Here is a 13,402-nt window from a genome sequence, read left to right on the forward strand (position 1 = left end):
AGGGAACTCCATGGTCAGATCGACGCCTCTACCCGCTCAAGTCAAATGCCTGTCGCGCCATCTCAGGCCGAGGCGCTCCTCCCGCGGAGCGGGTTCGTGCATGCTGCGCGAAGCGGACATTCGGTTCCGCACCCCCTACCTTTCCTCCACAATCCGCAAATAAGCCGCCGTGACGAACAGCACGATCAGCCCAAACAAGATCCGCCTTGCCCCCTCCGGCATCTGCAGGATGGTCAGCAGGGTCGTCAGCACCGTCAGGATCAGGGCGCCGATGATGGTGCCGGTGTAGCCGCCGCGGCCGCCGAAGATCGAGGTGCCGCCGATCACGGCTGCCGCCACCGAGGGGAGCACCAGCGGTTCGGCGAGCGACAGCGACGGGGCCTTGATCAGGCCGATATAGAGCAGGCCGGTGATGCTGGCGAGCACGCTGGAGATGACGTAGAGCGCCGTGATGACCTGCCAGTATTGCACGCCCGACAGGCGCGTTGCGCGCTCATTGTCGCCGACGGCGTAGAGCAGGCGGCCGAAGCCGGTGCGGGCAAGCGTGAAGACGATCAGCGCGGCCAGCGGCACGAACAGCAGCAGCGCGTTGGGCACGCCATATGTCAGGCCGGTGCCGAGCCAGGCGAGGAAGTCGGGGATTTTTGCGCCCGACGCTATCACCGTGCGCTGGTAGACCTGCAGGCAGCCGGTGCCGATCAGGCTGGTGCCGAGCGTCATGATCAGCGGGTGGACGCGGAAGACGCCGACGCCGATGCCGTTGACGAGGCCGATCAGCACCGCCGGCATCATCGCCAGCAGGAAGGCCACCGCCGGATCCTGGTTGACGACCTGCGTCGCCATGATGAAGGCGCTCATCGTCGCCACCGTGCCGACCGAGAGGTCGATGCCGCCGGTCAGCATGGTCATGGTCTGGCAGCCGGCGAGGATCGCCAGCGGTATGGCGAACTTTATCGTGTTGGCGATCCAGCGCTCGTTGACGATGCCGGGGCGCAGGATCTGCAGGATCACCACCAGGATGACCAGCAGGATGATCAGCGGGATCAGCGGCCGGTCGGCCATGAAGCGTTTTACGCGGCGGCCGAAGGGGACGGGTTGGATCGCGGTTGTGCTCATGAGGGGGCTCGCGACTGGGGTGGTGTGGTGTTGGTCGGGTTGACTGTGAAGGATGGTGCTCCACGGCGCCCCCCTCTGTCCTGCCGGACATCTCCCCCACGGGTGGGGAGATTGGCGGCTTTGGCGCCTCGCTCATTCTTGCAACGCCGACGATTGGCGAAAGCCGTCGCGCCGTCCGATCTCCCCCCAAGTGGGGGAGATGTCCGGCAGGACAGAGGGGGGCGCGAAGGATCGCCAACCTCACACCGATGCGCCAGCGTCACGCCGCCACTCATGACTGCCGGCTCCGCATGGTGATGAAGGCGCCGAACATCACCACGGCGACCATGATGGCGCCTTCGATGATGGCGGTGACGTTGGGGTCGATGGCGAGCAGCGTCAGGTCGGTGCGCACCAGCCGCAGCACGAAGACGGCGACGATCGGGCCGAGCAGGCCGCCCTTGCCGCCGCCGAGTGCCACGCCGCCCAGCACCACCGCCGCGACGCTGGCGAGCAGATAGGGGCCGGGGATGGGGGCGCCGATGCCGGTGCTCATGGTCAGCGCCAGCCCGCCAAAAGCGGCGAACAGGCCCGACAGCGCATAGGCGATGATGCGAGTGCGCGCGACGGGCACGCCGCTGCGGAACGCCGCCAGCTCGCTTGAGCCGATGGCGTAGATGGAGAGGCCGAGGCGCGAGCGCCTGAGCGGGATCCAGATGATGCAGAGGCAGATGATGAGTAGCAGCAGCGCCTTCGGCAGCCAGGCGTCGATGCCGTCGGAGAGGCCCGGTATCGGCACGATGCCTGAGATCAGCGCCTTCAGCCATTCGGCCGCGGCTCCGCCCGGCGCGTCGAGCACCAAGAGGGCCGCGCCCTGCAGCACGAACAGTGTGGCCAGCGTGACGACGATGTCGGGCACGCGGGTGACGACGATCAGCATTCCGTTGACGGCGCCGAGCACGAAGCCCATTGCCAGCACGAAGGGCACTACGAACAGCGCGTATTCTTCGGAGGCGCCGTTCATCATTGAGGCCGCGGTGACGCTGGTAAGCGCCATCATGGCGGCGACCGACAGGTCGATGCCGCCGGCGATGACGACCACGGTCTGCGCGGCCACCGCAAAGGCATAAGGCAGCACGGCGCGCACCAGCGAGCCGAAATCGCCGCTGCCATAGGCCGGCTGGATCAGCCTGGTGACGATGAACAGCATGACGAAGAGGACGAACAGGCCGGCAACCCAGCCCTGGCGGCGCAGGAAATAGCTCATGGCGTCGCCCCCGGCGAAGTCGAATCCGAGGGACTCGCGGTTTCCGGGGACGAAGAGTGGGGATCGGCAAGGATGCCGATATCGGCCTTGGCGCCGCGCGGCAGGCCGTAGGCGGCGCGCATCAGCGCCGGCTCGTCGGCCTCCTCGACCGGGAAGATATCGACGACGCGGCCGCCGAAGATGACGATGACGCGGTCGCAGACACGCTGCACTTCTTCCAGTTCGGAGGTGTAGAACAGCACCGACTTGCCGTGGCCGGCGACCTCGCGCAGCAATTTGTAGATCTCCTGCTTGGTGCCGACATCGATGCCGCGCGTCGGGTCGAAGCACAGCAGGGTCTGCGTGTCGGCGGCGATCCAGCGGGCGATGGTCACCTTCTGCTGGTTGCCGCCGGACAGGCGCTGCACTTCCCCTTGCGCGCGGGTGTCGATCTGCAGCCGCTCGATGGCGCTGACCACTTTGGCGCGCTCCTGGCGCATGGCAATCGGCCCCCAGTTGCGCAAGGCGGCGCTGAAGGGCAGCGCGATGTTCTCGCGCACCGAGCGCTGCATGGCCAGCGCCTCGGCACGGTCGCCCGGCACATAGGCGAGGCCGGCGCGGATGGCGTCGATCGGGTGCGAGAATTTCACCGGCTGGCCGTCGACCCCTATTGCGCCGCCAGAGGGCCGGATCGAGCCGGCAAGCGCGGCGAACAGCTCGTCCTGGCCCTGGCCCTCGAGCGCGACGACACCGGCGACCTCGCCATCGGCGAGATCGAAGGAGACGTCGTTGAGCTTGGTGCCGACGCGCAAATTGCGTACGGCAAGCCGCGGGCGGGCAGGGGCGGGCGCAGCCTTTTGGGCAGCGCTGCGGGCGGCGACATGGGTCTTGACGATGCGGGTGCCGAGCATCAGCTCGACGATCTTTTCCTCGACGCCGGGCACGATGTCGACGACGCCGACGGTCTCGCCGTCGCGCAGCACGGTGGCGCGGTCGCAGAGCGCCGAGATCTCGACGAAGCGGTGCGAAATGAAGATCACCGCACGGCCACTGTCGCCCTGGCGGCGCACCACTTCCAGCACCTTTTCGGCGAGGTTGGCGGGCAGGGCCGCCGTCATTTCGTCAAGCAGCAGCACGTCGGGTTCGACGGCGAGCGCACGCGCCAGGTCGAGCACGCGCAGCACGGCCAGCGGAATGTCGCGTGCTGTCTCGCGGATATCGAGGTCGGGAATGCCGAGTTCACGCACCCAGGCGCGGAACGGCTCGACCGGCGTGCCGGTCAGCCGCAAATTGGACAGCACGTCGAGATCGGGGATCAGCGACGGCTCCTGGTAGACGGGCAACAGACCGGCGCGGCGCGCGGCGGCGGGCGAACGGATGTCACGCGCCTCGCCACGGATCAGGATGCGGCCGGCGTTGGCAGAAATAGCGCCGGTCAGGATCTTCACCAGCGTCGACTTGCCGGCGCCATTGGCGCCCATCAGCGCGTGCACCTCGCCCGGCAGCACCGACAGCGACGCGTTGCGCAGCGCGGCAACGGCGCCGTAGTTCTTGGCAACGCCCGTGGCGTCGAGGAGGGGGCTGGTGGTCAAATTGTGTGGTTCTCGATCATGTGGCTCAAATCATTTCGCGTTGACGCCGCCCCTCACCTGCCTGCCGGCCGGCATCCTCTCCCCGTATAGAGACGGGGAGAGGGGCGCTCGTCGCCGGCGTTGCGGCCAGCTGCTCTCTCCCCGTTCACGGGGAGAGATGTCCGGCAGGACAGTGAGGGGCAGCGCCGACCGATGGTCAGCAGCGAAACCCCAGACTTACTCGCCCGGGCCCTTGCAGGCGACGATCTGGTCCTTGGTGTAGGTGGTCCAGTCCGGGATCGAGATCGACACCGGCCATTCCGGGCTCAGCGACGGGTCGGCGGCGGCCTTCAGCTTGGCCTTGCCTTCGTCGGTGGCGTTTTCCCACAGCTGCGGCTCGACCAGCACGGTCTGCTGTGCCGGCTTCTTGCCGTCGAGGATCTGTAGCGCGAGCGTCACGCCCGCACCGCCGATCGAACCGGGGTTGGTCACCGCGGCGCCGACGAGTCCCTTGACCGAGCTCAGCTGGCCGACGAAGCCGGCATTGTCGGCGCCGACGATCGGCACCAGCGGCGCCTGCGACTCGACCAGCGCGTCGACGATGACGTTGTCGATGCCGGAGGTCCAGATGCCGTTGATCGGCGTGCCGGTGGCGAGGAAGGACAGCATCTGCTGCTTGGCCTGGTCCTGCTGCCAGCCGGTGAAGACTTCCTGCGCGACCTTCACGTCGGGGAATTCGGCCAACGCCTTCTTGAAGCCCTTGTCGCGGTCGCTGTCGGCGGACGCGCCGGCCGCACCACGCATGTAGAACACCTCGCCCTTGCCGCCCATCTGGCCGAACAGCCATTTGGCGCCGAGATAGGCGTACTGTTCCTGGTTGTTGGAGATGATGTAGGCGGACGGTTCGGTGACCGCCTGGTCGACGGCGACGACGACGATGCCGGCCTTGGTGGCTTCCTCGAGGCCCGCCTTGATGCCGGCCGGATCGGCCGGGTTGACGACGATGGCGTCGACCTTGGCGCTGATCAGGTTGCGGATGTCTTCCAGCTGGCCGGCAGCATCGGTGTTGCGGTGGGCGATGTTGAGCTTGGCGACCTCGCCGGAGGCCAGCGCCTGCGCCTTCATGGCGCAGACCATCTCCTCGCGCCAGCCATTGCCCTGCACGGTGTTGGAGATGCCGATCGTGTATTTGCCCGCGGCGGACGAGGCGCCCACCGAGGCCAGCAAGGCCGCGCCGGCAAGCAGCGGGACCATGGTCAGGTATTTCTTCATGTCAGACTTCCTCCACATTGTTTTTCAGTTCAGTTCCAAGTCGTTAAACCGCGTCGCGTAGAAAGAGATTCAGAGAGATTCAGGCGGCGCGCCTTAAGTCGTTGTTCTCTGCATGTCACTGTCCCGGAACCGCTCCACCCTTTGGGCGACATGCATTTTGCACCGTCATTTGACGAAGGGACGCAGCACGTCGCGGGCGAGCAGGAATCCCCGCTTCACCTGATCGTCGCTGCCTTCAAATCGCCGGTCCTCGTGTTCGATGATGATGGGCCCGTCATAGCCGGCCCGGTAGAGGCCGGAGAAGAAGCCGCTCCAGTCGACATCGCCGAGCCCCGGCATGCGCGGCACCTGCCAGCCTATGCCAGCCGAAAGGATTCCGCGCTCATAAAGTCCATCATGATCAATCATCAGGTCCTTGGCGTGGGCATGAAGCATGTAGGGGCCGAATTCCCGGATGAAGCGGGCCTGGTCGATCATCTGCCAGACCAGGTGCGACGGGTCGAAATTCATGCCGACTTCGCCGCCCCAGGCTTCGAGGATGCGGCGCCAGACCAGCGGCGAATAGGCGATGTTGTGCCCGCCCGGCCATTCGTCATAGCTGAAGATCATCGGGCAGTTCTCGAAGGCGAGCTTGACGCCGTGGTCGCGCGCATGGGCGACGATTTCGGGCCAGACCGTGAGCGCATCCTGCCAGTTGACGTCGACGGTCTTGGAAGCATCGCCGCCGCAGAAGGTGTTGACGACAGGCACGCCCATATTGGCGGCCAGCACGATCACCTTCTTCAGATGGCCGATGACCGCCTCGCGGTGGGCCGCATCCGGGTGCAGCGGGTTGGGGTAGTAGCCGAGGCCGGAGATGGAAAGGTTCTTGTCCGCCAGCGAAGCGACGATCTCCTTGGCCTGCGCGGCGGAAGTCGAAGCGGCGTCGATATGGCTGGTGCCGGCATAGCGGCGGCTGGCGCCCGAGGATTTCGGCCAGCACGCGATTTCCAGCGCCTCGAAGCCGGCCGAACTTGCCCAGCCGGCGACCTCGCCAAGCGGCGTCTCCGCGAAGGGTGCGGTGAGCAGTCCAAGTTTCATCGTTCCTCCCCTGGTCGTGAATTCACGACCGACTTGTACTATGCAGATCGTGCCGGCCGCTTCAACCGTGTGGTGTCGGCTTGTTTCAGATTGCGCCTGACGGTTGCCATCGGATCGTCCGAAAGCAAGCCGTCGAGCGCTGATGTGACGGCCCTGCGGAACACATCGTTCGCGGCAAGGCCGGGGGCGAAAATGGTGTCGATGGCAAGAATGCTGGCGGCCAGCGCCTGTGCATCGCGGCCGGTCGCGTCGGCAATCGCAGCGACCTTGCCGGCATAGGGGTCGGACACCGGCCAGCGTTTGCCGAACCGCTCCGAAGCTTGGATCAGATAGGCCATCCAGCCGGCGACCGGCACCGCCAGCAGCGCGATGCTCTGGTCGTGTCTCAGGCGGTCGCGGATCGGATTGAGCAGGCGCTGGACGATTTTTTGCGAACCGTCGGTGGCGATCTGGTGGTTGCGGTGGCGGATCGCGGTGTTGCGCAGCCGGGCGAGGCTCTGCGCCGCATAGGCCAATGGCTCCATGCCCGGAACCGGCATCAGCGTCGGCAGCGTCTCTTCGACAAGCATGCGCCGCACGAAGGCCAACAGCAGCGGATCGGCGATGGCATCGAATGTATGTTCGAGGCCGGCCAGCACGCCGAGCGTGGCGAGCGTCGTCTGCGCGCCGTTGAGCACCCGCATCTTGAGATGTTCGAACGGCGTGACATCGTCGACGAAACTGGCGCCGACGAGATCCCAGCTCGGCACGCGGCCGGCGAACTTCTTTTCGATCACCCATTGCCGGAACGGCTCGCTGACGGCGACGGCGGCATCGCGATAGCCGAAGCGCTGCTCGACGTCGTCGAGATCGGCTTGCGTGACTGCCGGCGCGATGCGGTCGACCATGGCCGAAGGGAAGGCGGCGTTGGCTGATATCCAGTCGGCAAGGCCATTGCCGCGCCGTTCGGCGAAAGCCTGCACGACATTGGCGAGGATAATGCCATTGGTCGGGATGTTGTCGCAGGAGAGCAGCGTCAGCGGCCGGCCATGCGTCGCCCTGCGCAGCTCCAGCGCCCGCGCCAGAATGCCGGGCACGCTGCGCAGCGTCCGGGGGTTGGCGAGGTCATGGACGATGTCGGGATGGCCGAGATCGAGTTCGCCGCTCGATGGGATGTGGCAATAGCCTTTCTCGGTCACCGTCATCGTCACCAGGTCGATGTCTGGGGAGGACAGTACCTCGAGCGCCGGCGCGGCACTGGCCTGGCTGTCGACCACCTCTGTGATGCTGCCGATGACGCGCGCCTCTATGCGGCTGTTTTCGCGGATCAGCCGCGTGTAGAGGCCGCCTTGCCGGCCGAGCGTTTCGGTGAGGCCGGGCGGTCGGATGTTGATGCCGACCACGCCCCAGCGGTCGAACTGAAGTGACAACAGATCGTCGGTGTATTCGGCCTGATGGCAGCGGTGGAAGGCGCCGACGCCGAGATGCGCCATGCCGGGCGCGAGCGTCGCGCGGTTATAGGCCGGTTTCTGGACGGTCGCAGGCAAACGGTCGAGCAGCGCCGGCCCAAGTGTTTCGGGGGAGGCGGCAGCGCTCACCGGTTCGCCCCGATCACCCACTGTTCCTGGTCGACCAGCGTGCCGGTCATCGGTCCCGCCGCGTCGGAAAGCAGGAAGACCGCGAGGTTCGCCACGTCGTTCGTCGAGAACAGGCGGCCGAAAGGCTGCGACGCGTTGGCAGCATCGAGCCAGCCTGGACCGTTGCCCAGCGTCTCGGCCTGCATGACGCGCTCGGCCGGCGTGTCGGTCCAGCCGACATTGATGCCATTAACGCGGATGCGGTCGAAGCGGTGGGCGTTGGCGGCATTTTTGGTCAGCGTCGCCAGCGCGCCCTTGGTGGCCGAGTAGACGGCGAGTTCCGGTGAGCCGCAATGGGCGTTGATCGACAGGATGTTGACGATGGCGCCGCCCTGGCCGCGCTTCTTCATGTCGGCAATCGCCGCCTGCATCAGGAAGAACGGTGCGCGCGCATTGACGGCGAACAGCGACGCCCAGTCGTCGAGGCCGGCATCGAGGAAGGACGCGCGGTCGGTCAGGCCGGCGGCGTTGACGAGGCCGTCGATGCGGCCGAAGCGCTCGATGCAGGCTTGCGCCAGCAGGGCAGGGGCTGCCGGGTCGGCGAGGTCAGCGGCGACGAAGACGGTCGGTGTGCCGAGCTGCGAAAGCTCCGCCGCCACCGCGTCGCCGCGTGCCTTCTCGCGGCCGGTGACGAGAATGCCCCCGGCGCCGGCACGCGCGAGTGTCTCGGCGATAGCGCGGCCGATGCCTTGCGTCGCACCGGTGACCAGCACCACCTTGCCGTTGAGCTGAAGCTCCATTCCTCCTCCCGGAACAAAGTTTCTATTTTTCGAAATATGGAACGCAAATTCCCGATAGTCAATTGTGCCAGCGGCGTCTCATGTGCCGCGGCGCGCGGCGACGCCTTGGACCAGCGCCATGCCGACGGCCAGCGACGCGGCCAGCGAGCGGAAGCCGGCGAAGTCCGACTCCACCACCTCGAGCCAGGCGTCCGACAGCCGGATCAGCGGGCTGAAGGTGCTGTCGGTGATGGTGACGATGCGGGCGTTGCGCTCATGCGCCACCGCGACGAGATCGGGCGTGATTGAATTGTAGGGGCTGAAGGACACCGCCAGCACGGCGTCCTGCCTGCCGATGCAGCCGACCTGGTCGAGCGCGGTGGAGCCGACATTGTCGACCAGCACGTTGCGCACGCCCTGCTGCGACAGGGTCAGCGACAGATAGGTGGTGACGGGGAAGGAGCGCTTGGAGCCGATGACATAGATCAGGTCGGCGGCTGCCAGCAGCGCCACCATCTTCTCGAAACTCTCGACGTCGAAGCCGCTCTCGATGCGGCCAAGCGAGGCTTGCGAGGCGCCGACCATGCCGTGCAGGAAATGCAGATTGGGCTCGGCCTCGGTCCGCTGCTCGCCGCGCCCTTCCGGCCACGACCCCTTGACGTGATCCTTGAACAGGCCCTGGAAATCGGAAAAGCCAGCATAGCCGAAGATCTGGGCGAAGCGCACCAGCGTCGAGGGCTGCACGCCGGCCTGTGCCGCCACCTGCGCAATGGTGCCGAGCGCCACATCGCTTGGATGCTGCCACAGGAAGATGGCGACCTGGCGCAGCCGCTTGGGGAAATGCACCGTGCCGGACGACAGCACCGCGCGCAGTTCCTCATAGGTCTGCGGCTGGATGTAGCCGAGTGCCGCCAGAGAGCGCCCGCGCTTGCGCGTCGCCGCCTCGTCGGCAACGGACCGTCCGGATGTTTTGCGCGCCCCGCTCATGATTTCAGGCTAGCGCGGCACGATCGTTTTACAATATGGAAATTGGAAATCGTGTTCGAAAGCGCTAGCGGCGTCATAGGCTTGCACGCTGTCGGAAGTCGCCTGTCGGGAGGAGTTTGAAAAATCATGGTCTATGCAACATCGGACGGATCGACACGCCAACGTTTGCGGGTCGGCATGGTTGGCGGTGGCCGCAACGCGTTCATCGGCGCCGTGCATCGGCTGGCCATGCGCCTCGACGACCAGATCGCGCTGGTGGCCGGCGCGCTGTCCTCCGACCCGGAGAATGCCGCCGCATCGGCCGCCGAGATTGGCATAGCCCCGGAGCGCAGCTATACCGATTATCGCGCCATGGCGCAGGCCGAAGCCTCGCGGCCGGACGGCATCGAAGCCGTCGTCATCGTCACCCCCAACCATTTGCACGCGCCGATCGCCACAGCCTTCCCCGAGGCCGGCATCGACGTCATCTGCGACAAGCCGCTGTCGACGACGCTCGCCGACGCCGAAGCCTTGGTGGCGCTAGCGCGGGCGAAAAGGCGCCGCTTCGTCGTCACCCTCAACAACACCGGCTACGCCATGGTCCGCCAGGCGCGCGAGATGGTGGCGGCGGGCGAACTCGGGCGCATCGTTTCCGTGCATGGCGCCTATATCCAGGACTGGCTGACCAAACCGATCGACGCCGAGGGCCAGAAGCAGGCGGAGTGGCGCACCGATCCGGCGCGTGCCGGCCAGTCGGCGGTGCTGGCCGATATCGGCGTCCATGCCTTCAACCTGGCGAGCTACATCTCGGGCTGCGAGGCCGAGGCGGTCTCGGCCGACCTGTTCACCGCGGTGCCGGGGCGGCGGCTCGACGACAACGCGCATGTGCTGGTGCGCTGGACAGGCGAGGCGCGCGGCACGATCCTGGCCAGCCAGACATCGCCCGGCCACTACAATGATCTGTCGGTGCGCATCTATGGCGACAGAGCCGGGCTCGAATGGTCGGGCGCGCGGCCGGAGGAACTGCGCTTTTCCATCTACGGCGAGGAAACCCGCACGCTGGTGCGCGGCGGCCATGGCTCGACGCAAGAGAGCCGGCGCGTATCGCGCATGCCGGCGGCGCATCCCGAAGGCTATATCGAGGCCTTTGCCAATTTCTACCGCGACGCCGCCGACATCATCCGCGCCCATCGTTCGGGTGGCGCCGTCGATCCGGCGCGCGCCGCGCAGGTGCCCGATGTCGTCGACGGCGCCCGCGGCGTGAAGTTCGTCGCGGCGGCGGTGGAGTCGAACGTGGCTGATGGAGCGTGGACGCCGGCGCGATTTGGGTGAGGATAGACGATGACGCCTCATCGCTCCTTCAACGTTCCAGCGACCGGCCCGCTGCCTCCATCGGTGGCGCATTGAGGCCGGCGGCGGCCAGCCGTGCTTCCACCGCCGCCGCCATGGACAGCACCTGCTCATCGGCAAAGCGCCGCCCGACGATCTGCAGGCCGACCGGCAGCCCGTCAGCGGCAAATCCGGCGGGCAGCGACAGCGCCGGCAATTGCGGAAGCATGTTGAAGGGGCAGGTCAGGTCGAGCCCCTTGAAGCGGCCATCGGGCAGTGTCGCGGCATGGTCGTCATCGGTCTCGGTCACAGCAGGCGCGGTGATGGCGCAGGTCGGGCACAGCAGGGCATCGTAGCGTTCGTAAAGCCGAGCCATGTCGCGCCACATCGAGGTGCGCAACAGCTCGACCCGCTTGTAGGCGGTCGCATTCATCGCCAGCCCGCGTTCGATCATCGATACGACCGACGGGTCCATATGGTGGCGATGGTCAGTGAGTTCGCCACCAAAGAAGGCCGACATGAAGACACACCAGAGGTCGAACCATTCGTCGTTGACGGCGCGCGTCCAGTCCATCGGCACTTCGTCGACGACGGTGCCCGCCCTGCGCATCTCGGCGACCGCCTGGCGGATGACCGCTTCAACCTGCGGCTGGATGGCGTAATAGCCGAGGTCGATCGACAGCGCGAAGCGCTTGCCTTCGAGCCCTTCTCGCCGCGCCGCCGCGCCGTCGAATCCGATCGGCAGCGAGGCGATGTCCTCGTCACTGCCGCCCGCCGCCGTCTCCATGAAGGCGACGGCGTCTGCAACGCTGTGCGCCAGCGGCCCGAAATGCGAGATGTTGTCGAAGACGCTGGGCAGGATCGTCATCGGGATGCGGCCGAGGCTGGGCTTCAATCCGACGACACCGCAGAAGGCGGCCGGAATGCGCACCGAGCCGCCCATGTCGGTGCCTTCGGCAAACGGCACGACGCCGGTTGCCACGGCGACCCCCGCTCCCCCGGAAGAGCCGCCGCTGGTGCGCTCGGGATTCCATGGGTTGCGGGTCACGCCCCAACGCGGGCTGTTGGTGAAGCTGGAAAAGGCGAACTCCGGCGTCGTCGTCTTGCCCATCAGGATGGCGCCGGCGGCCTCCAGGCGGCGGATGCAGAGCGCCGTCTGCGTCGGCACCCAGTTTCCACGCGTCCAGGAACCGAGCGTCGTCAGGTCGCCGGCGGTCGGCGTAAGATCCTTGGCCGCGAACGGCACGCCATGCAGCGGTCCGGTCGGCTCGCCGCGCGCCGCGGCGCTGTCCGCCTGGCGCGCCGCTTCCAGCGCTTGTTCCTCGCGGATGACGGCGAAGGGATTGAGCGTCTGGCTGACCGCTTTGGCGCGGCGGATGGACTCGCCCACGACCGTCTCGGCGCTGAAGGCACCCGAGCGGATGCCGTCAGCGATCGTCTTGGCGGTCAGGTCCAGCGGATGGGTCATGGCTCGGGTCTCCGGAAGTGTTTTGATGCCGCGCGGCTTCGCCTCCGGCAAGGACCTGTGACATGCAATAGGTGCTTGTGCTGCGCCGGCGCACCTGCACAATCTCGCCAACGCCGCAAGCAAGAGGTCTACCGTTTCGATGAAGTCCGCAGCCAGACAAGCCGGCTCGCATGCGTCCTTCGATGCCTGGAATGCCAGCCTCGGCGCAGCGGCGAATGCGATCGGCTCGCGCGGATTTCCCGATGCGCTGGCGGCGGCGCTGCGCCTGCTTGCGCCCTTCCAGATGATGAACGGCTTTCTCTATTCGCCGGGCGGTCGCGCCTTCGACCTCTACAATGAGAAGATCGTGCCCGCGCGCTCGATCATCGTCGACCGCTACCTCGCTGGTGCCTTTGTGCTCGACCCGTTCTACGATGCGGTTCGCAGCGATGGCACCGAGCGCATGATCGTGATGCGGGAACTGGCGCCGGACGATTTTCTGCAGAGCGAATATCATCGGCAGCACTACGCCACGACCGAGATCGTCGATGAGATCGGTTTCGTGCTGAAGCTGGAAAGCGGCTTTGCCGGCGTCTTGTCGCTGTCGCGAACCGGTGCGGCGCCACTGTTTGCCGGGGACGAGCTGGCGTGGCTCAGATCCGCCGCGCCAGTCGTCTGCGCGCTTGCGGCGCGACACTGGTTTCAAGTCCCCAGCCTCTCGCTCGACCTCAAGAACGCGGGCACCGCGGCGCGGATCGAGCATCCGTTGCTGACCCGCCGCGAGCTTGAAATCGTCACATTGGTACTCAAGGGACATTCCAACCTCTCGCTCGCCGCGGTCCTTTCGCTGTCGCCCAACACGGTCAAGGTCCATCGCCGGCAGATCTATTCCAAACTCGCAATATCCAGCCAGGCAGAGCTGTTCCGGCTGTTCCTGGCCTAGGTGTGTTGATATTCAGGTGATGCCGGCCGGCAAACGGCTGATACCGGCGCTTCCGGTGCTCACGTTACCCAAAAGTACGCTCCGCTCCGGGTCTCGGAATCCGTCGTCTTCGACTCGG

General features: G+C 66.5%; 11 protein-coding genes. 2 read left to right on the top strand and 9 right to left on the bottom strand.

Going from position 1 to position 13,402, the window contains the following annotated elements:
• Positions 1-135: 135 nt before the first annotated feature.
• The 8 genes from ACFFNA_RS15900 to ACFFNA_RS15935 all read right to left on the bottom strand — a co-directional run bounded on the left by ACFFNA_RS15900 (position 136) and on the right by ACFFNA_RS15935 (position 9,586).
• Positions 136-1,116, bottom strand: coding sequence for an ABC transporter permease (locus tag ACFFNA_RS15900; RefSeq protein ID WP_378919673.1), 981 nt, complete (start codon positions 1,114-1,116; stop codon positions 136-138).
• Positions 1,117-1,387: 271 nt separating this feature from the next.
• The gene (locus tag ACFFNA_RS15905) at positions 1,388-2,362 is read right to left on the bottom strand and encodes an ABC transporter permease (RefSeq protein WP_378919675.1); all 975 of its coding nucleotides are present in this window, start codon (positions 2,360-2,362) and stop codon (positions 1,388-1,390) included.
• Positions 2,359-3,933, bottom strand: coding sequence for a sugar ABC transporter ATP-binding protein (locus tag ACFFNA_RS15910; RefSeq protein ID WP_378919677.1), 1,575 nt, complete (start codon positions 3,931-3,933; stop codon positions 2,359-2,361). The genes ACFFNA_RS15905 and ACFFNA_RS15910 overlap by 4 nt, the downstream gene beginning before the upstream one ends.
• A gap of 216 nt (positions 3,934-4,149) precedes the next feature.
• On the bottom strand, positions 4,150-5,184 hold the full coding sequence (locus ACFFNA_RS15915; RefSeq protein ID WP_111543400.1) for an ABC transporter substrate-binding protein: 1,035 nt from the start codon (positions 5,182-5,184) through the stop codon (positions 4,150-4,152).
• Positions 5,185-5,349: 165 nt separating this feature from the next.
• On the bottom strand, positions 5,350-6,264 hold the full coding sequence (locus ACFFNA_RS15920) for a sugar phosphate isomerase/epimerase family protein (RefSeq protein ID WP_378919679.1): 915 nt from the start codon (positions 6,262-6,264) through the stop codon (positions 5,350-5,352).
• 38 nt (positions 6,265-6,302) lie between these two features.
• Positions 6,303-7,841 (bottom strand): mannitol dehydrogenase family protein, encoded by a 1,539-nt coding sequence (locus tag ACFFNA_RS15925; protein ID WP_378919681.1) that lies wholly within the window; start codon positions 7,839-7,841, stop codon positions 6,303-6,305.
• Positions 7,838-8,620 carry an SDR family oxidoreductase gene (locus tag ACFFNA_RS15930; protein WP_378919683.1) on the bottom strand — a complete coding sequence of 261 codons (783 nt, stop codon included), beginning with the start codon at positions 8,618-8,620 and terminating at the stop codon, positions 7,838-7,840. Before ACFFNA_RS15930 ends, ACFFNA_RS15925 begins: the two co-directional genes overlap by 4 nt.
• A gap of 78 nt (positions 8,621-8,698) precedes the next feature.
• Positions 8,699-9,586: a MurR/RpiR family transcriptional regulator gene (locus tag ACFFNA_RS15935; protein ID WP_378919685.1), complete on the bottom strand. Its 888-nt coding sequence runs from the start codon at positions 9,584-9,586 to the stop codon at positions 8,699-8,701.
• Positions 9,587-9,712: 126 nt separating this feature from the next.
• On the opposite strand from ACFFNA_RS15935, the gene ACFFNA_RS15940 reads away from it, so the two are divergent.
• Entirely contained in the window at positions 9,713-10,897 is a 1,185-nt protein-coding gene (locus tag ACFFNA_RS15940; RefSeq protein ID WP_378919687.1) for a Gfo/Idh/MocA family protein, read from the top strand.
• 28 nt (positions 10,898-10,925) lie between these two features.
• On the opposite strand, the gene ACFFNA_RS15945 is transcribed toward ACFFNA_RS15940, so the two are convergent.
• Positions 10,926-12,362, bottom strand: coding sequence for an amidase (locus ACFFNA_RS15945; protein ID WP_378919689.1), 1,437 nt, complete (start codon positions 12,360-12,362; stop codon positions 10,926-10,928).
• A gap of 139 nt (positions 12,363-12,501) precedes the next feature.
• On the opposite strand from ACFFNA_RS15945, the gene ACFFNA_RS15950 reads away from it, so the two are divergent.
• Entirely contained in the window at positions 12,502-13,284 is a 783-nt protein-coding gene (locus ACFFNA_RS15950; RefSeq protein WP_378919691.1) for a helix-turn-helix transcriptional regulator, read from the top strand.
• The last annotated feature ends 118 nt before the right edge of the window (positions 13,285-13,402 follow it).

The sequence above is a fragment of the Mesorhizobium kowhaii genome, from assembly GCF_042431665.1.
GTDB classification, from domain to species: domain Bacteria; phylum Pseudomonadota; class Alphaproteobacteria; order Rhizobiales; family Rhizobiaceae; genus Mesorhizobium; species Mesorhizobium kowhaii.

Bases quoted from the DNA above. Each gene is read 5' to 3' on its own strand.
- ACFFNA_RS15915 (WP_111543400.1), bottom strand. From the start codon at position 5,184: ATGAAGAAATACCTGACCATGGTCCCGCTGCTTGCCGGCGCGGCCTTG.
- ACFFNA_RS15940 (WP_378919687.1), top strand. From the start codon at position 9,713: ATGGTCTATGCAACATCGGACGGATCGACACGCCAACGTTTGCGGGTC.
- ACFFNA_RS15935 (WP_378919685.1), bottom strand. From the start codon at position 9,586: ATGAGCGGGGCGCGCAAAACATCCGGACGGTCCGTTGCCGACGAGGCG.
- ACFFNA_RS15930 (WP_378919683.1), bottom strand. From the start codon at position 8,620: ATGGAGCTTCAGCTCAACGGCAAGGTGGTGCTGGTCACCGGTGCGACG.
- ACFFNA_RS15950 (WP_378919691.1), top strand. From the start codon at position 12,502: ATGAAGTCCGCAGCCAGACAAGCCGGCTCGCATGCGTCCTTCGATGCC.
- ACFFNA_RS15945 (WP_378919689.1), bottom strand. From the start codon at position 12,362: ATGACCCATCCGCTGGACCTGACCGCCAAGACGATCGCTGACGGCATC.
- ACFFNA_RS15900 (WP_378919673.1), bottom strand. From the start codon at position 1,116: ATGAGCACAACCGCGATCCAACCCGTCCCCTTCGGCCGCCGCGTAAAA.
- ACFFNA_RS15920 (WP_378919679.1), bottom strand. From the start codon at position 6,264: ATGAAACTTGGACTGCTCACCGCACCCTTCGCGGAGACGCCGCTTGGC.
- ACFFNA_RS15905 (WP_378919675.1), bottom strand. From the start codon at position 2,362: ATGAGCTATTTCCTGCGCCGCCAGGGCTGGGTTGCCGGCCTGTTCGTC.